Source organism: Marinobacter changyiensis, from assembly GCF_009193265.1.
Lineage (GTDB): Bacteria > Pseudomonadota > Gammaproteobacteria > Pseudomonadales > Oleiphilaceae > Marinobacter > Marinobacter changyiensis.
Genome location: NZ_VZZZ01000002.1, coordinates 213,401 through 239,201 on the forward strand (window position 1 = coordinate 213,401; position 25,801 = coordinate 239,201).

20 protein-coding genes are annotated in these 25,801 nt (G+C 56.3%); 16 read left to right on the plus strand and 4 right to left on the minus strand.

The genetic code is table 11. The features are described from left to right. Nucleotides 1–119 precede the first annotated feature (119 nt). From cysM to F6Y09_RS06825, 5 genes are all read left to right on the plus strand, one after another. Nucleotides 120–1,013: a cysteine synthase CysM gene (gene cysM / locus F6Y09_RS06805; RefSeq protein WP_152206178.1), complete on the plus strand. Its 894-nt coding sequence runs from the start codon at nt 120–122 to the stop codon at nt 1,011–1,013. A 33-nt stretch (nt 1,014–1,046) separates the two neighbouring features. After that, a complete protein-coding gene (rlmD, locus tag F6Y09_RS06810; protein WP_152206179.1) occupies nt 1,047–2,378 on the plus strand; it encodes a 23S rRNA (uracil(1939)-C(5))-methyltransferase RlmD in 1,332 nt (443 codons plus the stop codon). A 73-nt stretch (nt 2,379–2,451) separates the two neighbouring features. Then, nucleotides 2,452–4,689 carry a GTP diphosphokinase gene (gene relA / locus F6Y09_RS06815; protein WP_152206180.1) on the plus strand — a complete coding sequence of 746 codons (2,238 nt, stop codon included), beginning with the start codon at nt 2,452–2,454 and terminating at the stop codon, nt 4,687–4,689. A 13-nt stretch (nt 4,690–4,702) separates the two neighbouring features. Continuing rightward, entirely contained in the window at nt 4,703–5,557 is an 855-nt protein-coding gene (gene mazG, locus F6Y09_RS06820) for a nucleoside triphosphate pyrophosphohydrolase (RefSeq protein ID WP_152206181.1), read from the plus strand. A 184-nt stretch (nt 5,558–5,741) separates the two neighbouring features. Further along, nucleotides 5,742–6,086 (plus strand): pilin assembly protein, encoded by a 345-nt coding sequence (locus F6Y09_RS06825; RefSeq protein ID WP_152206182.1) that lies wholly within the window; start codon nt 5,742–5,744, stop codon nt 6,084–6,086. A gap of 71 nt (nt 6,087–6,157) precedes the next feature. On the opposite strand, the gene F6Y09_RS06830 is transcribed toward F6Y09_RS06825, so the two are convergent. After that, a complete protein-coding gene (locus F6Y09_RS06830) occupies nt 6,158–6,391 on the minus strand; it encodes a hypothetical protein (protein ID WP_152206183.1) in 234 nt (77 codons plus the stop codon). Between the two features lie 166 nt (nt 6,392–6,557). On the opposite strand from F6Y09_RS06830, the gene ppc reads away from it, so the two are divergent. The 7 genes from ppc to F6Y09_RS06865 all read left to right on the plus strand — a co-directional run bounded on the left by ppc (nt 6,558) and on the right by F6Y09_RS06865 (nt 14,238). Continuing rightward, nucleotides 6,558–9,200, plus strand: coding sequence for a phosphoenolpyruvate carboxylase (gene ppc / locus F6Y09_RS06835; RefSeq protein ID WP_152206184.1), 2,643 nt, complete (start codon nt 6,558–6,560; stop codon nt 9,198–9,200). 49 nt (nt 9,201–9,249) lie between these two features. After that, nucleotides 9,250–10,623 (plus strand): HDOD domain-containing protein, encoded by a 1,374-nt coding sequence (locus F6Y09_RS06840; RefSeq protein ID WP_152206185.1) that lies wholly within the window; start codon nt 9,250–9,252, stop codon nt 10,621–10,623. A gap of 162 nt (nt 10,624–10,785) precedes the next feature. Further along, the gene (gene adk, locus F6Y09_RS06845; protein ID WP_152206186.1) at nt 10,786–11,439 is read left to right on the plus strand and encodes an adenylate kinase; all 654 of its coding nucleotides are present in this window, start codon (nt 10,786–10,788) and stop codon (nt 11,437–11,439) included. 17 nt (nt 11,440–11,456) lie between these two features. After that, on the plus strand, nt 11,457–12,152 hold the full coding sequence (gene tsaB / locus F6Y09_RS06850; RefSeq protein WP_152206187.1) for a tRNA (adenosine(37)-N6)-threonylcarbamoyltransferase complex dimerization subunit type 1 TsaB: 696 nt from the start codon (nt 11,457–11,459) through the stop codon (nt 12,150–12,152). 33 nt (nt 12,153–12,185) lie between these two features. Further along, nucleotides 12,186–12,983 (plus strand): undecaprenyl-diphosphate phosphatase, encoded by a 798-nt coding sequence (locus F6Y09_RS06855; RefSeq protein ID WP_152206188.1) that lies wholly within the window; start codon nt 12,186–12,188, stop codon nt 12,981–12,983. Between the two features lie 71 nt (nt 12,984–13,054). Beyond that, nucleotides 13,055–13,420 carry a UDP pyrophosphate phosphatase gene (locus F6Y09_RS06860; RefSeq protein WP_152206189.1) on the plus strand — a complete coding sequence of 122 codons (366 nt, stop codon included), beginning with the start codon at nt 13,055–13,057 and terminating at the stop codon, nt 13,418–13,420. Then, complete coding sequence (locus tag F6Y09_RS06865) at nt 13,420–14,238, plus strand: class I SAM-dependent methyltransferase (protein WP_152206190.1); 819 nt, start codon at nt 13,420–13,422, stop codon at nt 14,236–14,238. The genes F6Y09_RS06860 and F6Y09_RS06865 overlap by 1 nt, the downstream gene beginning before the upstream one ends. Before the next feature lie 13 nt (nt 14,239–14,251). On the opposite strand, the gene plsB is transcribed toward F6Y09_RS06865, so the two are convergent. Next, complete coding sequence (plsB, locus tag F6Y09_RS06870; protein ID WP_152206191.1) at nt 14,252–16,717, minus strand: glycerol-3-phosphate 1-O-acyltransferase PlsB; 2,466 nt, start codon at nt 16,715–16,717, stop codon at nt 14,252–14,254. 154 nt (nt 16,718–16,871) lie between these two features. Here plsB and nudC point away from each other — a divergent pair, with 154 nt between their 5' ends. The 3 genes from nudC to F6Y09_RS06885 all read left to right on the plus strand — a co-directional run bounded on the left by nudC (nt 16,872) and on the right by F6Y09_RS06885 (nt 19,596). Further along, entirely contained in the window at nt 16,872–17,717 is an 846-nt protein-coding gene (nudC, locus tag F6Y09_RS06875) for an NAD(+) diphosphatase (RefSeq protein ID WP_425481816.1), read from the plus strand. Beyond that, entirely contained in the window at nt 17,714–18,562 is an 849-nt protein-coding gene (gene murI / locus F6Y09_RS06880) for a glutamate racemase (protein WP_246180374.1), read from the plus strand. The genes nudC and murI overlap by 4 nt, the downstream gene beginning before the upstream one ends. A 206-nt stretch (nt 18,563–18,768) precedes the next feature. Then, nucleotides 18,769–19,596 carry a substrate-binding periplasmic protein gene (locus F6Y09_RS06885; RefSeq protein WP_152206192.1) on the plus strand — a complete coding sequence of 276 codons (828 nt, stop codon included), beginning with the start codon at nt 18,769–18,771 and terminating at the stop codon, nt 19,594–19,596. A 31-nt stretch (nt 19,597–19,627) separates the two neighbouring features. Here the strand turns inward: F6Y09_RS06885 and F6Y09_RS06890 are convergent, their stop codons facing one another. Both F6Y09_RS06890 and F6Y09_RS06895 read right to left on the minus strand, forming a co-directional pair. Then, nucleotides 19,628–21,799 carry an EAL domain-containing protein gene (locus F6Y09_RS06890; protein WP_152206193.1) on the minus strand — a complete coding sequence of 724 codons (2,172 nt, stop codon included), beginning with the start codon at nt 21,797–21,799 and terminating at the stop codon, nt 19,628–19,630. Nucleotides 21,800–21,816: 17 nt separating this feature from the next. Next, nucleotides 21,817–23,799 carry an HDOD domain-containing protein gene (locus F6Y09_RS06895; RefSeq protein WP_152206194.1) on the minus strand — a complete coding sequence of 661 codons (1,983 nt, stop codon included), beginning with the start codon at nt 23,797–23,799 and terminating at the stop codon, nt 21,817–21,819. Between the two features lie 340 nt (nt 23,800–24,139). Between F6Y09_RS06895 and F6Y09_RS06900 the strand changes: the two genes are divergently transcribed. Further along, nucleotides 24,140–25,453: a MinD/ParA family ATP-binding protein gene (locus F6Y09_RS06900; protein ID WP_152206195.1), complete on the plus strand. Its 1,314-nt coding sequence runs from the start codon at nt 24,140–24,142 to the stop codon at nt 25,451–25,453. The last annotated feature ends 348 nt before the right edge of the window (nt 25,454–25,801 follow it).

Genomic DNA, 25,801 nt, shown 5'->3' on the forward strand with positions numbered 1-25,801 from the left:
CTGTATTGGGAGACTGTGGTTGATCCGCGTATGATGCAAAGCCTGAGTGTAACACAGGGTGCCTGTGAATAAGTGTGTACAGCGCACCCCGAAATCGGCTGCCAGGAGTGTAATATCCGATGCATTACCCAACCATAGAAGAGTACGTCGGCCATACCCCGCTGGTGCGCCTGCAGCGGTTGCCGGGCCGCACCAGCAATATCATTCTGGCGAAACTGGAAGGCAACAATCCTGCCGGCTCGGTAAAGGACCGTCCTGCTATCAGCATGATCCAGGAGGCGGAGAAACGGGGTGATATCAAGCCGGGTGATACCCTGGTTGAGGCCACCAGCGGCAATACCGGCATAGCTCTGGCGATGGCCGCCGCTATCAAGGGCTACCGGATGGTGCTGATTATGCCAGCCAATGCCAGTGAAGAGCGACGGGCGTCCATGCGGGCCTACGGAGCGGAAATTATCTCGGTGAGCAAGGAGGCCGGCATGGAAGGTGCCCGCGATCTGGCAAGCCGCATGCAGTCCGAGGGCAAGGGCTTTGTGCTGGACCAGTTTGCCAATCAGGACAATCCGCTGGCCCATTATCGCACCACCGGCCCGGAGATCTGGCAGCAGACCGGGGGCAAAGTTACCCATTTTGTCAGCTCCATGGGCACCACTGGCACCATAATGGGGGTCTCCCGATACCTGAAAGAGCGCAATCCGGATGTCCGGATAATTGGTTTGCAACCGAAAGAAGGCGCTTCTATTCCTGGCATCCGGCGTTGGCCCGAAGCCTATATGCCCAAGATTTTTGATGCCGCAAGAGTCGACGAGGTCATCGATATCGGCCAACAGGAAGCAGAGGACAGCATGAGGGCCCTGGCGCGGGAAGAGGGCATATTCTGTGGCGTCTCTTCTGGCGGCTCCATAGCGGCAGCACTGCAGTTGTCCGAACAGGTTGAAAACGCCGTTATTGTAGCCATCATCTGTGACCGGGGTGATCGTTACCTCTCAACGGGTGTTTTCCCCAGTGCCTGATTCAGCCAATCGCCACCCAGGAATGAAAGAGTTATGAGCAGACGACGCAGGAAAAGCCTGCCGGTCGAACCGGTTCAGTGTGAAATTGAAAAACTGAGCCACGATGGCCGTGGTATCGCTTACCAGAACGGTAAGATCCAGTTCGTGGATGGCGCCCTGCCGGGAGAGTCCGTGGTCGCCAAAGTGGTCGGCTCCCGCAGCAAATTTGATGAACTGCGAACCATAGAGGTGCTGACCGCTTCGCCTGAACGGACCACTCCGCCCTGTAATTTTGCCGACCTGTGCGGCGGCTGCAGCCTTCAGCACATGACCGGCGACGCCCAAATAGAGTTCAAGCAACAGACCCTGCGTGAAAACTTTGCGCATTTCGGGGGCGTTGAACCCTTGCACTGGGAGCCGCCGATGCGCTCGCCAGATCTGGCATATCGGCGCAAGGCGAGACTGGGTGTGCGCTTTGTGCCCAAGCGGGACTCGGTGCTGGTCGGGTTTCGTGAAAAACGTAACACCTTTCTCACGGATATCACCGAGTGCGTGGTGATGGACCCACGGATCGGGGAGCGCATTACAGAGATCCGGGCGTTGCTCTACGGGCTGGAGGCCCGCAATACCATCGCGCAAATCGAAGTCGCCTGCGGCGATGATGCTGCGGCACTGGTGTTCCGCAACATGGAAGCGCTGTCGGGGCAGGATTATGAGGCACTGGTAGGTTTTGGTCAGACCCATGATTTGCATATTTATCTGCAGCCCAAAGGGCCGGATACGGTCCATCGCATTTGGCCGGCAGAGGGCGAAGAGCGATTGAGTTATCGATTAGAGGCATTTGATCTGACCCTTACGTTCCACCCGATGGACTTCACTCAGGTTAACACTGAGCTCAACCAGAAAATGGTGGCACGCGCCGTCGAATGGCTGGAGCTCAAGCCAGAAGACCGGGTACTGGACCTGTTCTGTGGGCTGGGCAACTTCACCCTGCCTCTCGCCCGTCGGGCAGGACAGGTTGTCGGCGTTGAAGGCGATGACGCCATGGTGGTCCGTGGCCGGGAAAATGCATCGCTGAACGGGCTCGACAATGTCACTTTTTGCGGTGCCGATCTGCAGGCTGATTTCACCTCGGAACCGTGGGCTGCTGAGGGTTTTGACAAGATACTGATTGATCCGCCCCGTTCCGGCGCCCAGGAGATCTGTGAATACCTGGCGGCCTTCGGGGCAAAGCGTATCGTGTATGTGTCCTGTAACCCCGCCACGCTGGCCAGGGATGCGGGAGTGCTGGTCAGAAAAGGCTATTCTCTGGTTCGGGCCGGGGTGATGGACATGTTTCCCCACACCACCCATGTGGAGTCGATTGCCGTTTTTGAGCGGGCCTGAGTCAACATAATAAAGCGACGGATTGAAGGGGTGGGTGCATGGCTCTTCAGTCCCGCGACAAAATGGAAGTGGCATGGTAAAAGTTCGTGAAGACTACGCGTTGACACCGGATGGTCAGGTCGACATCGAGCGCTGGGTGAGCCAGATCCAGTCCCAAACCAATCTGGTTGACGTAGACCAGTTCCGGCGTGCCTGCGAAAAAGCTGCCGAAATCGACCTGCAGGCCTTTCGTGAGGATCGCCTTTGGGCGCCGGGCTCCAGCAGTTTTCGCACCGGTCTTGAAATGGCCCAGGTGCTGGTAGAGCTGCACCTGGACCAGGCCAGCCTGGTTGCTGCAATACTCTACCGCGCGGTTCGGGAAGAGCGTGTGCCATTGGCGGATATCCGGAAAGAATTTGGTGACGAAATCGCCGATTTGATTGATGGTGTGCAGCAGATGGCCGCCATCTCGGCCATTCACCATCCGCTCAAAGGCGCCGTGCTAGGCCAGAGTCAGGGCCAGTTGGACAACGTTCGTAAAATGCTGGTCACCCTGATAGACGATGTCCGGGTAGCTCTGATCAAACTCGCCGAACGGACCTGTGCGATTCGGGCGGTCAAGGATGTTTCTTCCGACAAGCGCATGCGAGTCGCCCGGGAAGTGTTCGATATTTATGCCCCGTTGGCCCAGCGCCTTGGTATCGGACACATCAAGTGGGAGCTCGAAGACCTTTCGTTCCGCTATCTTCATGAATCCGCCTACAAGAAAATCGCCAAACTGCTTGATGAAAAACGCCTGGACCGGGAGAGCTACATCCGCAATGCGCTGGACACCCTCGGGGCTGAGCTCAAAGCGGCGGGCATCAAAGGAGATCTCGCGGGCCGCGCCAAGCACATTTACAGTATCTGGCGGAAAATGCGCCGTAAAGGTATCGACTTTTCCCAGGTTTACGATGTCCGGGCAGTGCGCATACTGGTGCCCGAGATCCGCGACTGCTATGGCGCACTGGGTATTGTCCACGGCCTGTGGCGCCATATTCCCAATGAGTTCGATGACTATATTGCCAACCCCAAGGAAAATGGCTACCAGTCTCTGCATACAGCCGTTTTAGGCCCTGAAGGCAAGGTCATGGAGGTGCAGATACGCACCCATAAAATGCACGAAGAAGCCGAACTTGGCGTCTGTGCACATTGGCTTTACAAAGGCATGGATAAGGGCAACCGGTCCACCGGTTACGATGCCAAGATCAACTGGCTGCGCCAGGTACTGGAGTGGCAGGAGGACCTTGGTGATTTGTCCGGCACTGAAGGCCAGGTCAAAGGGGGTATAGCCTCTGACCGGGTCTACGTCTTCACACCGGAGGGTCACGTGGTGGATCTGCCCCTCGGTGCAACCCCGGTGGACTTTGCCTACAGGGTCCATACTGAAGTCGGGCATGCCTGTCGTGGGGCGCGGCTGAACGGTCGCATCGTGCCGCTAACTTACCCCCTGAAAACCGGTGACCAGGTGTTTATCCTGACGTCCAACAACCCGGCCCCCAGTCGTGACTGGTTAAATCCCAGTCTTGGCTACATTCAGACCTCAAGGGCCCGGGCCAAGGTTACCCACTGGTTCAAAGAGCAGAATCGCGATCGTAACATAGCGGATGGCCGTGCCATTCTTGAAGATGAGTTCAAGCGGCTTTCCATCTACGATCTTGACCTCGACCAACTGGCGGTCAAGGTCAACCTACGCAACGCCGAGGATATGTTTGCGGCGATCGGGGCTGGCGATTTGCGCCCGACTCATGTGGCCAATATCGCTCAACAAATACTCGAGCCCCGGACCGAGCAGCTGGATTTAAAGCTCACGGCACGCCGCAACAAGGAGTACGGCACCGACTCCGATATCCAGATCCAGGGGGTGGGGAAGCTCAAAACCCAGGTGGCCAAATGCTGCAAACCACTACCCGGCGACCCGATTGGCGGCTACATCACCGTTGGCCGTGGCGTAACGGTTCACCGCCAGGATTGCCTGACGTTCCTGCACCTGACGGAGTATGAGCCGAACCGGATCATTGAAGTAAACTGGGGCGGCCAGCCCGAAGCAGTCTACCCCGTGGATATCGAGATTGAGGCCTACGACCGGTCCGGATTGCTCAGGGACATCACCCAGGTACTATCGTCCTCCCGCAGCAACGTGCTGGCGCTGAATACGACCTCCAATACCGATGACAACTCGGCCACCATGGTGGTGACCGTGGAGATTTCCAGTCTCGAGCAGCTGGCAAGATTGCTGGCCCAGATCCGGAATCTGCCCAATATTCTCGAGGTCAGGCGTAAACGCCACTAGTCCGGAGTATGCAATGTCCTACTCGATCGAAGATCTGAAGCATCTTATGTCACGCCTGCGCGACCCGCGCACGGGTTGCCCCTGGGACCTCAGGCAAACCTTTCGCACCATTGTGCCCCATACCCTGGAAGAAGCTCACGAGGTAGCCGATGCCATCGAACAGGCTGACTACCCCCATCTCCAGGATGAGCTCGGAGATCTGCTGTTTCAGGTGATTTTCTATGGTCAGATGGGCAAAGAAGAGGGCCATTTTGACTTCGATTCCATCGTCGACAACCTGGTGCAAAAACTGATTCGTCGACACCCCCATGTGTTTCCGGAAGGCACTCTCGATAGTGAAGTAGACCCGGACAACCGCCCCGGTGTTGAGGAAATCAACGCCAGCTGGGAACGTATCAAGGCCGAAGAAAGGGCAAGCGCACCAAATCAGGACTCAGCGGATTCCCCACCGAGCCGTCTGGAGGGTATAGCCCGGACCCTGCCGGCAATGGCGCGGGCCGAAAAGCTCCAGCGTCGAGCTTCACGTCATGGCTTTGATTGGCCCACCGTGGAGCCCGTATTTGACAAGCTCCACGAGGAAATTGACGAGCTCAAAGAGGCCTGGCAAAACGCGCAGACCGACCCCTCGGCTGAGGATGATGTGGAAGACGAACTGGGGGATCTGCTGTTCGTATGCGTCAATCTGGCACGGTTTATGAAGATAAATCCTGACCAGGCGTTGCGCAGAACCAATGCAAAATTTGAGGCACGGTTCCGGGCTATCGAGCACCGCCTGACGAGTGAGGGCAGGGAGATGGAACAGGAAACTCTCAAGGCACTCGATGAGATCTGGCAGTCCGTGAAGGGGGTCGAAAAGCGATCAACCTGAACCGGTCGCGCAAACAGCAGCGTATTGATAAGTACAATCCGTAACCATTTAACAGGCCCCGGGTAGTGGGCTTCGTCTACACTTCGAGTGACAATAGTTAAATGACAGTGGTTGAGAGCGATCACGAGTCGCACAGAGTCGCTAACCGGGCATTTCCGGTGCAGAAAGCAGGAGTTTTTTACTCATGAAGATTAAGGATCTGGTGAAATACTGGGATAAGCATGCACGCGGTCGGCTGACCCGTGATGCCTACTTTACGGCCTTGTCGGATCAGCATCACCAGCGATTGGAGAAATTGTCGGCCCTGTATCCGATGAAGTCATCCCAGGACCTTATCCGGGACCTTGTCTCGGCTGCCCTGGATGAGCTGGAAACCAGCTTCCCTTATCAGCAAGGCACCAAAGTTGTTGCCTACGATGAGGATGGTTTCGAGATCTACGAGGATCGGGGTCTGACCCCGAAATTTGTCAGTCTAAGCCAGAAGCATATCCAGAAACTGAAAGCGCGCCAGCTCGAATCGGCCGCCTGATCAATGGGGCAGGCCGGTGGTGCTTTACTCACCGGCTGCACGGTTGCCCCGATCCATTCTGGCTTTCTGGATTACTGATCCTTCTTTGTCAGCTTGTCTTTGAGCGGGCTCTGGCGCACCAGATCGTCCAGTGCCGCCCCGATCATATCGTTAAGAATGTCACTTTCGCTTCTATCCGGATAGAGTTCCGCCAGCGCTGCCAGACGCGCTGCATCCTCCAGTGGTAATCTGAGATTGTAATCGTGTGTCCGCTCTACAGTTTCTTTCTTCTTCTCCCAGTGCTTGGGCAGATCAGTGACTTTCATGGACGCTCCTTTAAGAGGTTCTTCAACAAAGAACCTTTGAACCAATAAGCCTATCACCGTCGGTTTCACTTAATTCACGACCGCAGTCGAATGGGCAATGGACTTGGTTTGATGTTCCTTAGTATCGTAATAACCGTTGGTCTTCGTCAATTTAAAAGGATGCCCTGTGACTGAACTGCACCCGGACCTCAGAGAAAACGTACGCCTGTTGGGAGATTTGCTGGGCCAGAGTATTCGCCAGCACCCGGGCCAGGAATGTTTTGACCTGATTGAAGAAGTCCGGGCGGCTGCGAAATCCGACCGGCGACAGGAGAGCGGTTCCGGTCAACGCCTGGTCAGCCTGCTCAGCAATCTTCGGGATGACCAGTTACTGCCGGTTACCCGGGCGTTCAATCAGTTTCTTAACCTGGTCAACCTTGCAGAGCAATACCATGGCGTGCGTCGCAAGCGTGGCCATTCTTCAGATTTGACGGTGGAATCCCTGGACGATGTCTTCGGGCGCCTCAGAGCAAACGGCATAAGCCAGGACGAGTTGCACCAAAGAGTCGCTGAACTCAACATCGAATTCGTGTTGACTGCGCATCCGACGGAAGTAGCGCGACGAACGCTGATCATGAAATACGATGAAATATCCGATGGTCTCAGCAAACTCGATCATGACGACTTGTTGCCCGCTGAGCGGGAGGAGGTTATCACCCGGTTGCAGCAGCTGGTCACCGAGGCCTGGCATACCGACGAAATCCGATACGAGCGTCCGACTGCGGTTGATGAGGCCAAGTGGGGATTTGCGGTTATCGAAAACAGTCTGTGGCAGGCGTTGCCAAGATTTCTCCGGGGGCTTGATCGGTCGCTGACACAGGCCACGGGTAAGGGGCTGCCCTACGATGCGGCGCCGATCCGGTTGGCGTCATGGATGGGCGGGGATCGGGACGGCAATCCCAATGTCACCCATGAAGTCACCCGCAAGGTCTTCCTGCTCGGTCGCTGGATGGCAGCGGACCTGTATCTGCGAGATATTCAGTCGCTGCGAGCGGAGTTGTCAATGTGGCAGGCTAACGAAGCTCTAATTGAAGTGGCAGGGGCGTGCCGGGAGCCATATCGGGTAGTGTTGGCCCGTTTGCGAGATCGTCTCATCAGGACCCGCGACTGGGCGGAGGCCCGGGTAAACGGGGAGTCGGCCGATAGCACCGATATTCTGTTCGAGAACGAAGACCTCACCAGACCACTGGAGCTTTGCTATCAATCCCTGGTTGACTGTGGGCTTGAAGTCGTTGCCAATGGACCCTTGCTGGATACGCTTCGTCGCGCCCACACCTTTGGACTCCCCCTGATTCGCCTGGATATCCGTCAGGAGGCCGCCCGCCATGCCGGAGCCGTTGCCGAGATCGTCGACTACCTCGGGTTGGGGGACTATCTGTCCTGGCCGGAAGAAGACCGTCAGGCCTTTTTAGTGAAAGAGCTTCAAAGCAGGCGCCCGCTGGTGCCGAGGGTGTGGGAGCCTTCGGAGCAAGTCCGCGAGGTGCTCGCAACCTGCGCTGTGGTGGCGGAACAAACACCGGAAGCACTGGGTTCCTATGTTATATCCATGGCCAGTAAACCCTCCGATGTGCTCAGCGTTATCCTGTTGCTCCGGGAAGCGGGCACGACCCATCCGATGAAAGTGGTACCGTTGTTTGAAACCCTGGATGATCTCACGGGCGCACCGGCCAGTATGACGGCATTGTATGAGATTGACTGGTATCGGACCTATTGCAATGACCGACAAGAGGTGATGATTGGCTACTCGGATTCGTCCAAGGACGCGGGTCAGATGATGGCTGCCTGGGCGCAATATCAGGCTCAGGAGAAGCTAACGGAGGTCGCCGGGCATTACGGGGTTCATCTGACCTTGTTCCACGGCCGGGGTGGCACTGTTGGCCGCGGTGGCGGGCCGGCCAATCGCGCGATACTGTCACAACCTCCCGGGTCCGTTAATGGCAGTTTCCGAATTACCGAGCAGGGCGAAATGATCCGTTTCAAATTCGGCCTGCCCCGGTTGGCGGAACAGAGTCTTACCCTCTACACCACGGCAGTTATCGAAGCGACCCTGGCACCGTCGCCGGGTCCCGAGCCAGCCTGGCGTGAAACCATGGACTGGCTGACAGAGCGATCATTGAAGTCATACCGTGATTTGGTGCGGGATAACCCGGATTTTGTACCCTATTTCCGTCAAGCCACGCCTGAGCAGGCGCTGGGGAAGCTGGCCCTGGGCAGTCGTCCTGCCCGCCGGAAAGTCGGTGGTGGCATTGAAAGCCTGCGAGCGATTCCCTGGATTTTCGCCTGGACCCAGATGCGTCTTATGTTGCCCAGCTGGCTTGGCAGCGACGTGGCGTTGGAGGAGGCCGCCAATTCAGGGCGTATGGATATGCTTCGCGAAATGCGCGAGCGTTGGCCGTTTTTCCAGACCTACGTTGATATGCTGGAGATGGTACTTGCCAAAGCAGATCTGCGAATTGCCAGCTATTATGAGCAAACCCTTGTAGAGCCGTCATTGCTACCGCTCGGTGAAGAGCTCAGAAACCGCCTTCTGATGTGTATTGAGCAGGTGAAATCACTGAAGCAACAAACGCATCTGCTCGAGGCTGAGCCAGTATTCGCCCATTCAATGAAGGTTCGTAACCCTTACACGGACCCGCTGCATTACTTGCAGGCGGAGCTGCTGAAAAGGGATCGCGAAAGTGAGGGCTCCGGGCAAGTGCCTGAATTGGTCGAGAGGGCGCTTAAAGTAACCATGGCAGGTATCGCCGCGGGGATGCGAAATACAGGCTGAGTTGTGGTCTGAGTTCGTTGTAAACCATCTTTTACACAAGGAGAGCCGCGTGGCCCTGGCTGCACGACTTGAACAGTACCTGAATGGAAAGGGTGTAGTCTGTCAGCTTCTGGCCCTGAATCCGCAGCCCACATTCGATGCAGTCGTTCTGGCTTGTGGTCAGCCTCAGAGCAGAGTGCTGAAGGCAACGCTGTTGATCGACCTCGAGGGTGTGCTGATGGCAGTTCATTCCTATGACAGTGCGCTCGACACTGATGCACTCAACGCCCTGGCCGGGCGTCGGCTTCAGCCTCTTACCCCCAGGCAGACAGAGCGAATGTTTGGCGACTGTCGGCCCGGATTTCATCCCCCGATAGGCGCGGCCTACAATATTCCGGTTATTGTTGACGAGTCAGTGTTCGAGCTGGCGAGCACAGCCATGGCCTGTGGCGCTGACAACGCCATGATTGTCATGAACGGGAAAGCTTTGCGTTCCGCTCTGACGGGTGCCCGGGCTGGCCGCATTGTTATACGCGGGGGAGATGGTGGCGGCAGCCGCGACAGGATTACGCTGGAGGAAGTGGCCCTGCAATTGCAGAAACTTTACCGGTTGCCGCCGATGCCCGCATTGGCACTGCGGATACTGAGGTTAACGTCCAGCAACGAAGCCACCGCCCGGGAGCTGTCGGTTCTGATTGAGTTCGATCCCAGTCTGACCGCCCAGATCATGAGGTACGCCCGTTCCGCCTTGTTTAACTACCCCGGACAGATCGATTCGGTGCAGGATGCTGTGACCCGTGTGCTCGGATTTGATCGGGTCGCTCACATTGCTCTCGGGATTGCCTCAGTGCGCGCTTTTGATGTTCCCCGCAAGGGCATGCTGGGAATGGATGAGTTCTGGCGCCACTCGCTTTATTGCGCCTTTCTGTGCCAGCAGATGGCGCCAAGAGTCCATGCTGACAAAGGTCTGGCCTACCTTTGTGGTTTACTCCATAACTTTGGCCTGTTGCTTATCGGTCATTTGTTGCCGTCAGAGTTCGAACAACTCAACTGTCTTCGGGAGGCAAATCCGGACCACAGCATGCAATCCCTGGAGCAGCAGGTATTTGGCGGTGGCAATGGTCAGGAGCTTCTGGCCATCGGGCACGGGGCAATTGGAGGGATCCTTCACAAACTCTGGCAGTTACCGGATGCAGTGGTTAAATCCGCAGGGGTTCACCAGCGCCCGGATTACCATGGTGAGCATGAGCAATACGTACTGATGGTGCAGCTGGCCAACGGTTTGTTGAAAGAGAACGGTATCGGTGATGAGTTTAATCCCGACAATCCGCTCGAGCTGGCTCGGCGTCTTGGCCTGATAGAAAGTGATCTGGAGAGCTTCAGGTCGGCGGTGTCAGCGGTTTCCCCGGATCTTGATGCGCTCGCCCGGTCGTTGGCGACCTGATCACCGACGTTGGGCGGGAGGACCTGCGACCGAGGTCGACTTTCTCTTGCCGGCCCGACTTCGTATAATGCGCCATCATAAAAATTAAGGGTGACGTGATGGACCGTAACGTCAGTTACGTCTTCCCAACAGATTTATTCGTTAATCGGGAGCAGAACAACTATGAGAATAATTATGCTAGGCGCACCTGGCGCAGGTAAGGGCACCCAAGCCCAGTTTATTACCGAGCGCTTCGACATCCCGCAGATTTCTACCGGGGATATGTTGCGGGCAGCTGTTAAGGCAGGCTCCGAACTCGGTTTGAAAGTAAAGGAAGTCATGGCGACCGGCGGACTGGTCTCGGATGAAATAATCATCGCCCTGATCGAAGAGCGCGTTAAACAGGAAGACTGCAAGAACGGATTCCTGCTTGACGGGTTTCCCCGCACGATTCCCCAGGCCGAAGCTCTGAAAGATCAGGGTATCGTGATCGATTACGTGGTCGAGATAGCGGTTGAAGATGAAGAGATCGTTCACCGGCTTTCCGGTCGTAGAGTCCACGAAGGCAGTGGCCGGATTTATCACGAGAAATACGATCCCCCAAAGGTGGCTGGTAAAGACGACGAAACTGGCGAACCGTTGATACAGCGTGCGGATGATCAGGAAGAAACCATTCGCAAGCGGCTGGAAATCTATCATTCCCAGACTGCGCCATTGATTGGTTACTATCAGGACTGGTTTAAAAAAGACCCGACTGCCGCGCCCAAGTATATTCGCGTGGAAGGTGTCGGTTCTCTTGACGACATTCGCAGTCAGATTCTCGAAAAACTCCAGTAAACCTGCGGGGTACGGCATTGAACTTGCTGGCAGTTGATACATCTGCGGAAGGCTGCTCAGCGGCAGTGCTCCATCAGGGCAACGTGCATGCGCGCTTTGCCCTGGCACCTCGGGGCCATACCCGTTTGCTGATGCCCATGGTGAGAGAGCTGTTGGCCGAGTGTGAACTGGTGCCTTCCGGCCTTGATGCTGTGGCTTTTGCCTGTGGTCCGGGGTCTTTTACCGGTCTTCGAATCGCCACGGGTGTTGCTCAGGGCCTGGCCTACGGGCTGGATGTGCCCGTGATTCCGATCTCCTCCCTTGCAGCGGTAGCTGTGCAAATGATTGAATCCGGGAAAATTCCCGAGGGTGATGGCATTGCGGTTGCGTTTGACGCCCGCATGGGTGAGGTCTACTGGGGTTGTTTTGGCAATACTGGCGGGTTGCCTTCGCTGGTCGACAAAGAGCGGGTTTGCCTGCCGGAGGATGTATCCTTGCCGATTGGCCTGAATGCCTGGAGTGGCGCGGGGTCAGGCTGGGCATTACGAGAGCGAATGCCGGCTGCGGTGACCAGTCATATTATCCGACTCGACACAGGGATGGTGCCGCACGCTGCCGATGTGGTCCGGCTAGCAGAACAGGCTTGGCATCAGGGGCTGCAGGTTCCTGCAGCCGCCGCAAGACCGATGTATCTTCGCGACGAAATAACCTGGAAAAAGCTGCCAGGCCGCTGAACAAACCCTAACCTTCTTGCAGGATTTCAAGCCGTGGAACTTTGGCACATCGTTGTGTTGGCTATCATTCAGGGATTGACTGAATTTTTGCCCATCAGCAGCTCAGCACACCTTATTCTGCCCTCGGAAGTTCTGGGCTGGCCGGACCAGGGCCTGGCCTTTGATGTGGCCGTGCATGTAGGCACCCTGGCAGCCGTGGTCTGGTATTTCCGGAAGGACGTGGGGCAACTGTCGTCCGCCTGGGTCCGTGACACGCTTAACCGGCGTGTTGGACAGGACAGTGGGCTGGCCTGGGCCATTATTGCCGCCACCATTCCGGCTGGCCTTGCCGGAATTGTATTCAATGACTTGATTGAAGCCCACCTGCGCTCCAGTCTGGTCATTGCAGTGTCGACTATCGGATTCGGGCTGGTGTTATGGTGGTCTGACGCAGCGGGGCGTCGGGCAAGGGGGCTCGGTCAGCTTGCCATGAAAGACGCCGTAATCATCGGTCTCGCCCAGGCGCTGGCACTGATTCCCGGCACCTCGCGTTCAGGAATAACGATGACTGCAGCGCTTTTTCTTGGTTTTGATCGGGAATCCGCGGCACGTTTTTCATTCCTGCTGTCGATACCATTGATTACTGCCGCCGGTCTGCTGAAGACTCTGGAACTGATAGAGCAGGGGGCAGGTGCCGACTGGGCCTCAATTGGCCTCGGCGCATTGTTATCCTTCATCAGTGCAGTGGTCTGTATTCATCTGTTTCTTAAGTTTCTGGAACGGCTCGGTTTGATGCCGTACGTCATCTATCGATTGTTGCTGGGTGTGCTGTTATTGTTTCTGCTCTGGTAAACGTCTTTTAAAATGCGCCAGCTGGTTCCATACTAAGCTTACGTTATCTGGAATTGTATCGGGTTGATATCATGGTTACCGGCGTTAATCCAAACAGTGTTTATCCTTCACGGAGTGACTCGTCCGCGCTCCGGGAACGGTCTGACATCGCCCGTAATTCCGCCGTTAGCGGCCTCAACGGTACCCCGCAAGGTATTCGTGAAGACTTGGCCGCACCTCGTGCAGAGGTTGGCGGTCGCCAGACCAGTCTCATTGATACCGCTGCGATTGAACGCCGGATCGAGGCCCGTCAGGCTTCTGAGGACCTTCGTCTGGAGCGCTTCCGGGCTGATGACGTGCCGTTGGCCAACGCACGGGCTCTGGCAGCATTTACCGGTGTTGCCAGCTTCCGGGAGAACGTTGATGTTGAGCTCGCCGGTATCGATATTGTTGTTTGATGTCCTGCCAAAATTCTTTAGTTCTGGCCGTTGGCTGCAGCCCACTTGCGGAGCATAACGCTGTGCGGCAGCTGGCAGAGGCCCTGGAGTTGCCATTTCTCGGCATCGTCAAGCCCCGTGATGTGTTCAACTTTGGGGTACTTCTGTTCGCAGATGAATCCGGACTTTCATTGCAGGTAACGGGCCCGAAGGCCCCGGGGCCGGTGCGTGCCGAGTTTACGTCCGGAAAGGCCGGCTACCGTCTGGAACACGGCGGTGGCACCGGACAGCTCATTGCCCGTGCCATCGGCCTGCAGAAAACCCGGATGACCCTGCATGTGCTCGATGCCACCGCTGGGCTGGGTCAGGATGGGTTTGTGCTGGCGGGGTTGGGCTGTCAGATGACGTTGATGGAGCGCTCACCGGTGATTCATGCGTTGCTGGCAGACGGTCTTGCCAGAGGGCGGCTGAATGAGGCTGCTGCTCCGGTCATCGAGCGCATGCGCTTGAGAAGTGAAGACAGTATTCATTGGTTAACCGATGGCGAAGGCGACGTGGCCGATGTGATATACCTGGACCCGATGTTCCCGCACCGGGACAAGTCGGCACTGGTAAAAAAAGAGATGCGGGTATTCCGGGAGCTCGTCGGGGATGATGAGGATGCACCCGGATTGCTGGTCGCTGCGCTGACCCGGGCCAGGTACCGTGTGGTGGTGAAACGGCCGAGAAAGGCGCCCTCCATCGAGGGGCCAAAACCCGCCACCCGGATTGAAGGAAAAAGCAGTCGGTACGACATATACCCCATCAAGGCGTTTCCCGTTTCCGCAGCGGGTAAGTGATCTCCTGGAAAGTTTATACGCCTAACATGGTCACTTGCTGGATTGCCTGGCGTTTCTCGACGCTCAGTACCAGACGGGCATCTTCCGCCACCTCATCCAAACCCTCGCTGTAACACAGTTGGCCAGCTTCATCGGTGGTGACAACTTCGTTTTCCTGAAGGTTGGCAATAAAGTTCCGGAACAGCGACTTGTCAAAAAACTCGGGCGCATTGAGGCCGAACAGGATCGACATCCGCTCTGCCATCTGGGTGCTTTGTTCTTCCAGTTCTGCAGCGTTGATCTTGCCGGAGCCGTATTTGCGTAGCACAGCGATCGCGATGTGATAGCGCTCAAGGGTCTGGATAATGCAGCGGGACAACGCCCTCAGCCGGAGCATCGGTTCGGTGCCTTCTTCCGGGCGGCAGATAAGGGCTTCGTCTACTCTCAGCATGCCGTGGTCAACCAGCGCATCGATCCACTGGTCTATCACCTCACCAACCTGGTCAGGTTGGTATTGCAGGAACAACTCCGACTGCAGGTAGGGATATACAATGCTGGACAGGGATACGACCTTTTCACGGGTCAACGACGTGTTGTTCTCGAACAGACAGGCAATCAGTGAAGGCAGGGCAAAAAGATGCTGGATGTTGTTCCTGTAGTAAGTCATCAGGATGGCGTTATTGCCTTCAAGGGAAATAATGTCACCCAGTTTCTGGGGTTGCCGGTTAACCAGCCCCATGGACTCGCAGTAATCGATCCAGCTCTTGCCGTCGCCCTCGGGCAGGGTGATGGTGTCGGCGTAAGGATGGGCCTTTAGCAGGCCTGCGTACTCATCCATCAGACGGCTAAGCTGCACTTCATCCATAGCCAGCCGCTCAGTACTGAGCAGCACTGTTGCTGTCATCCCTATCGGATTGACGGCTACCGAGGCATTGATGCCCGAGGCGACGCGTGCTGACAGACACTTCACGGTTTTGCTGAGCCATGCCGGACGGTACTCGTGATCGTAGGCTTCCTGCCGCCAGCTGGGGTGGGTCTCATCCAGCACATCTGAAAGCGGGATGGCCTTGCCAAAATTAACCGCGACCCGACCGAAGGAATTGCGCAGGGTTTTCACTGTCTTGAACAGGGCAAAGATATTCTCTTTCTGTTTCTTCTTACCTCGCAGTTCACCTAGGTAGGAACGACCTTCCATGACCTTTTCGTAGCCAATATATACCGGCACAAACACAATGGGCTTGTGGTGATCGCGCAGGTAGCTGCGCACAGTCATGGCCAGCATGCCCGGTCGGGGCTGAAGCATGCGGCCGGTGCGACTGCGGCCGCCCTCGACAAAGTACTCAACCGAGTAACCCTTGGAGAACATGACATGGAGGTACTCATTGAACACAGTGGCGTAGAGCGGGTTGTCCTTGAAACTGCGGCGCATGAAAAAGGCACCGCCCCGGCGCAGTATCGGCCCGACAATGGGCATGTTCAGATTAATGCCGGCCGCAATGTGGGGGGGCATCAGGCCATTTTTGTAGAGCACATAGGACAGCAGCAGGTAGTCAATGTGAGATCGGTGGCAGGGTACATAGATAACGGCATTATCCTGTGCAACATCTTGTGCCACTTCGATATTGTTAACCGCAATGCCGTTGTAGATACGGTTCCACAGCCAGCTGAGCAAGCCCTCCATGACGCGGATGGTCACAATGGACATATTGGCTGCAATTTCATCGGCGTATTTGCGGGCTTTCAGCCGGACTTTCTCTGGTGGAATGTCGTCCCGGCGGGCGGTTTCCCGGATTGCGTCCCGGACCGCCGGCGTTCGCACCAGGCCCTCTACCAGAGTGCGTCGGTGTGACAGGTCAGGACCCAGCACGGCCTGGCGGACACGGCGAAAATGGGTTCTGAGGATGCGGGCCAGTTTCCGGGTGGCCTGCTCGTTATTGTCCCGGTATTCGTCCACCACGGCACTGAGGGAAATCGGCTTGCTGAACTGGACGTAGGTATTCCGGCCGTGAACCAGAATAATCAGGAATTTCTGCAAACGTCCGGCCACCGACCAGGTGTCGGAGAGCAGCAGCTTTACAAGGGATTTGGCCTTGTCCGGGGAGCGCCCCCAGAACAGTGAGACCGGGACAATCTGTATATCGAGGGTGGGATCTTCGACGCCGAGCTCAACTATCTGCCGCATTCTTGGCGTCAATTTGGGGGTCTGCCGACGTGAGAACAATCCGCCGGTACGGCGATACAGAAAGAAAAAAGACCGATCCGTGCCCTTGTGAATCGGCAACGGCGCACGGGCTGACGGCAGCCCCGCCCGTTCCACTTCCTGCTCCAGTACCAGACGGCTGGACATGGAGCTGTACTGGAGCACGTAGCAAACCGGTTTGTCGGGGTCGAGTTCCAATGCTTCCCGGCTGCCCCCTATGACGTCTGTCCGAACCCATAAAAACAAAAGCTTACGCAGCAAGGTCAGGATCAGGCCAGTGAGGCCCGGCAATAAACGCATAGGATGACTCCGGTTACCGTGACTGGCACTAAGGAGTCTCTGAACAACTCCTGAATCTAAGTGTACTTGGTCGCGGGCTGCGGGCAAAGCAGTCTGGCACCGCTTATGGCGCCATTGCGGATATGATACATTCTGTTCAATTCTATGAGTCGGGATGCTGGAAATGATCGAGTGGGTCGCGGGTTGGTCTCGGGAGGCACCGGAACCGGATGCTGGCATTGTTGCCATGTGCGAAGGCTCTGTGCTTCGTTCGGAAACAGGCTGGCTTCACGTTTGGTCGGATACCGAGGCCCATCTGGCAGAAGGGGCAGAGCCGGTTTATGTCGGGCGTCTGGGTGACCGTCCGGTCTATGTGGCCGAGCTGGCAGGGCCCGGACAACGGCCAGCGCTGGAACCGGTGCACCTGAGGGAGGTTTTCCTGACGGCCGATGAAGCCACTGCGGCCATGGTTGGTACCGCCGCACAGGTGGCTCAGTGGTGGCGTGATCACCGCTTCTGTGGTCGTTGTGGGGAGCCTACGGGCTATCATCCCAGCGAGCGTGCACGCTGGTGTGGCGGCTGCAATATCCCTTGGTATGCCCGAGTGGCGCCCTGCGTCATTGTGGTTATCCGGCGGGAAGGACAGATGCTGTTGGCCCGGTCGGTTCGCGCGCACACGCACTTTTACAGCTTGATTGCCGGTTTTGTCGAGGCCGGTGAAAGCGCCGAGCAAGCCGTGGCACGAGAAGTTATGGAGGAGACCGGCTTGCAGGTTACCAATATTCGTTACTGCCGGTCTCAGCCGTGGCCGTTTCCTCACCAGTTAATGCTTGGGTTCTTCGCAGACTATGTTGGTGGCGAACTGGTGTTACAGCGGGACGAGCTGGTCCACGCCGACTGGTTCCGTCCCGGTGAGCTGCCGCCAGTGCCGCCGGATGCGACCATCGCCGGTCGGCTGATCCGGGCCATGGAAGAGGAGATCAAGGCAGACGAGATCAGGGCAGAGGAGACCGGCGGTTGAGGGCACCCGAAATACTGATATTTGACTCCGGTGTGGGTGGTCTGAGCGTAGCGGGGTGTATACGGCGCCAACTTCCCGGTGCCCACCTGAGCTATCTGGCAGACAATGCGTGTTTTCCTTATGGTGATCAGCCGGAGGAACTGGTCAGTGCCCGCTGCGTTTCGTTGGTGCACCAGGCGCGTCTCCACAAGCCGGTGGACGTTATCGTGATTGCCTGTAATACCGCCAGTACCGTGGTGCTGCCTCACCTCAGGGCCGTCATCGATATTCCCGTGGTCGGGGTCGTACCGGCTATAAAGCCGGCAGCAAGGCTGTCTGACAATGGCCGAATCGGGTTGCTGGCAACGCCGGCAACGGTGAAGCGCGTCTATCTCGAGCAATTGGTCATCGACTTCGCAGCGGATTGCGTGATCGAGCGGGTAGGACACCCCGATCTGGTGCGCTGGATAGAAGCGTGGGTCGCCGGAGTGCCATTGCCGGAATCACGACTTCGTTCTGCACTGGAGCCTTTCAGGTTGGCCGGTGTGGACACGGTAGTGCTGGGCTGTACCCATTATCCGCTGATTCTTGATACCTTGAAGGCGCTGCTCCCGACAGTTCGGCACTGGATTGATTCCGGTGAAGCAATCGCCCGGCAGACAGCTCACTTGCTGGCGCAAAGAGGCTTCGATTCGGGCAACGATACCCATTCGGGGGCTGGGCTACAGACAGTCTGGTTTACTGGTCAGATCCCGACAGGTATTGCGGGCTACCTCGAACGGGTTGGCCTGTCGGCCCGGCAAACCCTGGCGAGCTGGCCAGAAACTGAAGGCTCTACAGATTCGTTAGCAACCGGGTCAGTTTGAGCATGGCTTGGTAAAAATGAACAACAGTTACGCATCACCGCACGTTGCCAGCTGCCGCATACTTTATAGTATAAACGTCGGAAACATGTTGGTTGCCGGGCTATATAAAAGAGTTTTCCAATGCGGTTTTTTTCGGGAAAGGAAGGTGTTGGTCTGGTTGTGAGCGTGTATGCTTGGTACTACGAGTCGGGCAGTTGAGGTTTGGTTTGAGCAAGTGGAATAAAGGCCTGCCCGGGATCATCCTGACGGTGTCCCTTTCGATTTCAGTGCTGGCGGGTAAAGCCTTTTCCAGCGAGGCCCCCATCATTGTCAACTATCTCGTAGTTGAGGAAAAAACCCAGCCATTCCAGATTGTCAGCGAAGAAGGCCACAGCCGTGGCGGCATTATTTCTGACATTGTCGAGGCTGTGTTCGAAGGCCCTGCTTTCGCTGTAAAGCATCATGTTATGCCGGTTAACCGGGTCCAGCAGAGTATCGCGGACCTCAAGGTTCACCACTGGATTTCTTTTGGCTCCCCGGTCTGGACTTCATTTGGAGAAATGGGCGAGCGCGTTGGTGTGCCGCTCTTTGAAACCCGCCATGTACTGATGACCTGTAGTCCGGACGTGCCATCCGAGATTGATTCTGTGGATGATCTGGCGGGGCTTTCGATCGTCACCTTGCGCCACTTCGACTATCTGGGGCTTGACGAAGCAGTTGAGGAAGGCCTTGTCCGTTTGATTCCGGTAGACCGCTATACAGCAGGGCTCGAACTGGTGCGAGTTGGAAGTGTAGACGGGTTTATCGAAATGGTTTCCCGGCTGCGCTACCAACGGAAACAACTGGAAGGTGATCACTCTTGCATTCGAGAGGTTGATGCCAGCGCGATTATTCCGAATTATCCCATCCATCTCTACTTGGATAGGCGCTGGCCGACAACAGTCAAGCAGTTTATTGCAAAAAGACTTGAAGAGATGGCGGCAGCCGGTGAGCTGGAGCAGATATTTAATCGGTATGTGCTGACAGAGGCCATCTGGCAGTCATCGGTTCAATGACAGCGGTTGGGCCGCATTGATGCGGTCCGTGTCAGACCATTGCTTTTAGCTGCTGCCAATCCAGCATCCTGGCAATGGCCTCGGCGGGCTGGGCCGGGCCGTAAAAGAAACCCTGCACCTGATGGCAGCCCAGTCCTCTCAGGTACGCCAGTTGCGCATCTGTTTCCACGCCTTCCGCGATAATGTCCAACTTCAGGCCATGGGCCATGGCTACGATTGCGTCGACGATGCAGGCGTCATCTTCCCCGTTTCGAATGGCGCGGACAAAAGATTGGTCTACTTTCAGGGTGTGGATGGGCAAATGGTGAAGGTAGTTCAGGGACGAGTAGCCGGTACCGAAATCGTCGATGGCAATCCGGACACCAAGATCGGCCAACTCCCGGAGCTTCTGGCTGATTTGCTCCAGGTCATTCATGATGACATTTTCGGTAATTTCGATTTCCAGATTGCCGGCCGGGAACCCTTCATTTTTGAGCTGCCTGACCAGGTTCTCCACAAACCTCGGATGCTCCACCTGGACTGGCGACAGGTTCACCGCCAGCCTCAAATCTTTGTTGCCATCGAGTATCCATTCGTTGACCTGCCGACAAGCCTGGGCCAGTACCTGCTCACTGAGACCTACAATCAGTTTGGTTTCTTCGGCCAGTGGCAGAAAGTCTCTGGGGTAGAGCAGCCCCCGTTCCGGGTGCTGCCAGCGAACCAACGCTTCGAGGCCCACAATGCGGCCATTTTTAGCGCAGACCTGAGGTTGGTAATAAACCCGTAGTTCATTGTTCTCGAGAGCCTGTCGCAGATCCCGCTCCAGGCTGAGGCGATTGGCAGTATCGATGCTCATGGATTCGCTGTAAAAGCGGTAGCTGTCCTTGCCCTGGGCCTTTACGTGGTACATGGCGATATCTGCGTTCTGAATAAGCTGATCCAGCGAGGTACCAGCTTCCGGGTACATGGCGATACCAATACTGACACCGACGAAGACCTCGTGCTCGCCTAATTGGAAGGGCGCCTTGATGGCATCGATCAGTTTTTTGGCGATACGCCGGGCATCGTCATTGTTGTTAATTGCGGGCAGCAGCAGTGTGAACTCGTCACCGCCAAACCGTGACAGGGTGTCGCCCTTACGGATGCAGCCCTCCAGGCGCTGGGTGACCGCTTGCAACAGGAGATCCCCCATGGCGTGGCCCAGGGTATCGTTAATGACCTTGAAGCGGTCCAGGTCCAGGAACATGACTGCGAGCTTTTGTTTGTTGCGACGCGCCTGGGTGATGGCAAGGTTCAATCGGTCAGTAAACAGTGCCCGGTTGGGCAGCCGGGTGAGCAAATCATGGTAAGCCTGGAAATTGATGAAAGCTTCCGCTTCCTTGCGCTCGGTCACATCCCGTGCCGTGCCGTAAAACCGCGCTTTGCGTCCAGGGGTCCGGGCATTGAAATCGGCCGCAAGGGGCCAGCTTTCATTATCCACCGGAAAGGCCGTGATCTCGAAATACCGGTTGGCCTTCTGGCTGCCCCGGGTTTTGAGTCTCACTTCGATGGTCCTCGGATTTTCGGCGGTAATGCTTGGATCCCGGAGGGCATAGCTGCCGCGAGCAACGTCATGTTCATCGAGGATGTGGCGGAAATGCTTGCCGTCAAGCTCCTCGCTGTCGTAGCCCAGCAAGGATTCAATCTTGCTGTTGATAAAACAGAAGCGCCCCCTGCCATCAAGCATGAAGACAATGTCCGGAGAACTGTTGACGATGTAACGGTGCAGCGCCTCGGACTTTTCAAGTCGTTGTTGAACATCAGCGTGAGCCCTGACCAGCGACTGTTTGCCCAATGCCGCTTCCAGCGTGGTAAGCATTTCATCCGGATCAAAGGGTTTTTTGATGTAGTCTTGGGCACCACTTCGCAGCGCACGACTGACCGCACTGAAAGAACTTTCACCGCTTACCACGATAACGCCGCACTTGGGCTGGACCGCCGCCGCATGGGCCATGACCTCAAAGCCGTCTAATTCCGGCATTTTCAGGTCGAGCATGGCGAGGTCAAATATCTGTGTGCTCAGCTTTGAACAGGCGTCTTTCCCTCCTAGCGCAGAGGTGACACAGTAGCCTTGCTGCTCCAGCAGTGAGGCAAGACTTTTGAGCAGCCTCGGATCATCATCGGCGACGAGTATCCTGGCCAACGTGGTGTCGGTCACTGGCGAGTGAATCGGTTCCCGTGTCATCGCGCGTTGCCCATGATCTATATCTGACCTTTGGTGCATTGGGGTGCTGCGGGCAGGAGGACCCTGAAGCTGGTGCCCGAACCTCCCGTGCGGTAACCAATGATGCCCTCCATGTCATCAATGAGTTGTTTGACAATGCTCAGCCCTAATCCGCTGTGACCTGCTCCCTTGCTGGATTGTACCGGCATGAACAGCTTGCTTTGAATCTTTGCCGGTAAACCCGGGCCACTATCTTCAATCAGCATTTCAATCCATTGCCGGCCCTGCTGCCAGACGGGCGCGGCGGTAGCGAGTCTGAGCTTGCCCCCCTGCGGCATGCACTCGACCGCGTTTCGGACCAGGTTAAGGATTACCTGGCGCACTGGCGCCCGGCCAGCGGCCAGCTCCGTTGATTCATCGCTCAATACCAAGGTGCAATCAATACCACCGTCCCTGAACAGGCCGTCCTGAAACAACTCGTGCAGGACTTTCAGTTCCCGGTTGAGGTTGGTCGGCTCGTCGGTATTATGGTCGGGTTCAGGATTCTCGCCCATCTGCACCAACAGGTTGCAAGCCCGCTCTAGCTCTTCCCGGATAATATCAAGCTCTGCCCGGACTTGCTCATTTTCAAGTCGCCCACGCAATTGAAAAATGTACTGGCGAATGATGGTTAACGGATTGCTGATCTCGTGTATCTGGCGCCGTATATTGTCTCGGGCAAGGACCTGATCGAGATCCACGGCTATCACATCGTCGCGATTTTTCAGTTCTTTGGATACAATCAGTCGGGACAACCGCTCGCTGAACATTCCGGCCAGTTCCAGGATTGACGCCATGTTCCTGGTATCGGCCCCAACCACAAAAACACCGTGACAGTCTTGTTCAGACAGGATCGGAACAGCCATCAGGGAGGAAACCCTGAGCAGTCCCATCAATTGTTTATCAAGCACGCTGACGGTGCGGTCTGCCAGCAGTACAGCCTTTCGGTACCGGAAACATTCGGTTAATACGCTGCTGGCCGGAGCTGCGGCAATTGCCATATCGGGGGGCTCGCCCTGGCTGTCCGATACCAGGGTCAGAGTGTCCTTGTTGGCCTTGAAAAACAGGCAGGGGCAACCGGTCAGAAGCGCGAGGTTGCTGACGGTACTGGCGAGCACTTCAGATGAGGGGTCTGAACTGTCGGGGAGGTTCAGAACCTGGTCGGTCATGGCCTGGCGAATAATCGTGTTGCGCAGTGTCTGGCCTGCCTCGCGGCCGTCATAGGCATGCTCCAGAGGAACCCCCAATAACTGCGCGAGGGAGGCGACTTCATGGTTTATGCGCAGCGACAATTCCCGGGTGAGATCTTCATTGAGATTAAAAATGGTACCTGCTGCAACAATACCGGCAGCATCGGATTGAGCCAGCCGGATCGACAGGTTAACCAGTTTGACCAGATGAGAAGCATCACGGATTTCCGAGGCCGGAGCCTGTTGAAAAAGCATGGCATCTGCTGCCATCTGTCCAAGCCCCCAGGCTTGGGCGAGCTGTGCAGCGATCTCTGCCTGGTGGGTGAGGCACTCCTGCTGACGGTCATTTGGCGCCATTTTCAGGGCAATGAGCTCGCCAATGTTATGGAGCATGCCTAACATGAAGGCTTCATCCGGAGAGGGGTAACGGGTCAGTGTGGCCAGGGTTTTTGCAGTGAGGGCAGAGGTGAGCGAGTGGCGCCAGAAATCACGGAGTTGCTGCCACTGATCGGCACCGAGGTCGAATATCAGCTGCCGGAGCGAGGCAGTCAGCACCAGAGTGCGCACATGTTCAGTGCCGAGCCGGAGAAGTGCTTGCTCAACCGAACGAATTTCTCCCGGTCGGCCGTAAAGCGATGAATTGGCAAGAGCCAGCACTCGCGCCGTCAGTGCGGTGTCCGAGCAGATAATGTCGCTGATATGACGGTAACTGCCTTCCTTTCGGCACGCCTCCAGCACCCTGAGAGTGACTTCGGGGAGGCTGGGCAACTGTGTGTCGGGCGATATCTGCATGGACCTACCGGTCAAAATTATCTAACACTTTGTTCATTTTTTTATTAAGCCAAGAGCTTAGACAATAAATCCCAAAAATCAAACATACATTATTGAAAATCTGACCAAAGTCTGGTCAGGACATCAGGTTTTGGTCAACGGAAATCCGATTTGGTGATCGCATTTTTGCGCCATTCCCCTCAATTTGCCACGAAAAATAATGTCAGTCCTGTAATGATTTTGCCCGGAGTGTCGCTTCGCTGGCTATATTGCTCTGAAGGTACGCTGTACACTTGAACTAATGGATTGTTCGGCTTTATTTCTCGGGCCATGGTTTTGACGTCTGTATCAAGAGAGGTCGATGAAGGATTCAGCGCATGTTGCAGCCCAGCCCCGGATTATTGCCGTCACCGGCGGCAAAGGTGGTGTTGGTAAAACCTCGATAGCGATCAATCTTGCTCTCGTCCTCGCACGCGAAGGCCAGAGAGTGCTGCTGCTTGACGGCGACATGGACCTTGCCAACATTGCCATCATGCTGGGCCAGTATCCGAAACATACGCTGGAGCATGTACTACGCCGGGAATGCACCCTTGATGAAGCCATTATGGAAGCGCCGCTGGGACTACATGTGATTCCGGGTGCTTCAGGGGTTCAGCGCTGCATGGACATGGGCATTGCGGACAGTCTCGACGTTCTCAAGGGGCTGGCGGCGGTGGAGCGTCGCTACGATTACATCCTGATTGACACCGCTGCTGGCTTGCAGCCGGTGGTTCTTCACATGATTGCGTCGGCTGCCATGGCCTGTGTGGTTGTGACGCCTGACCCCACTTCGCTGACGGATGCCTTTTCGCTAATCAAGGTGTTGCAGAGGCGAGGCTACCGACGTACTCCGAGTGTGCTGGTCAATATGGCTCACGGTGCCAGCCAGGCGCGGTCTGTGTTTCAGCGGTTTGCGGCGGCATTGCAACGCCATCTGGGTATGCGGCCCCATTACCTGGGGGCCATCTGGCGTGATGAAACGTTGCGCCAATCGGTGATCAGTCAGCGTCCGGTAGCTCTGATGGCCGAGTCCGACCCATCCTGCCGGCAGTTTCGCTCGCTGGCGGATATGGTCAAGGTCCGGTTGGAGCAACTGCCGCCCCGAAAATCCGGAATCGCAGCGTATTGGTATCAGGCCGTTCGCCAGTCCGCGCAGAATAAACCGATGATCGAGTCATCAACCCCGCCGCCAAAAACTGACCATGGCACCAGAGTCCGACAAACCATTGCCGAGTTTGGTGATCTTCTATCTGATCCTTCAGTGCCCTCAATGCTGCGTTATGAAGCATTCACCGCTTGCTTTGCACTTCTTGGGCGCACCATGGATGACGACACCATAGAGATTATCCAGGCCGGTTTGGCTGCGCTTGACTGGGAAACTCTGAGCGTGACCCGGCGCACTCATCTGGCCGCTCATCTCCGGCATCTGGCAAGTCAGGTCGCACCTGGATGGTCGGGACCGGGAACAGACCAGCCAGTGACCCAGGGCGCTGTCCGGGAACCGCGTTACGATCAAGTCATGTTTGGTGATCAGGAACGCTTGCTGGAAGCCCTTCGAGAACAGCCCGGCAGTGTCTCTCTGGACCACTTCCTGCGCGGGTTGGCGGGTAAATCGGACAACCAGGCTGAGGGTTGAATCCAGGCAGTTTTGCGATTATTAACTCCCGTTTTTGTTGCTCATTCTTGCTGCATGTCACCTTGCTGTCATTCATACTGTGTGATTATTGAACGCTGTTACAGGCGAGGATTTGCCCGTATTTTATTTGCATGCCGACATAATTGGCGCGGTAAATGCAGACCTAAAAAATACAGAAAAATACAGTAACGTCCGCGACGGTGTTCGGCTATTTGGCCATACCAGTATTGAATGTTCAGTAGCTGTCCCGGCGGGCTTTTGCTCGTGGAATATCGGGATGGGGACCACCCGAATAGGGATGCACCTTCGAAGAGGTACTGATGGCCCGGGCATTCATGGATTTGAAAC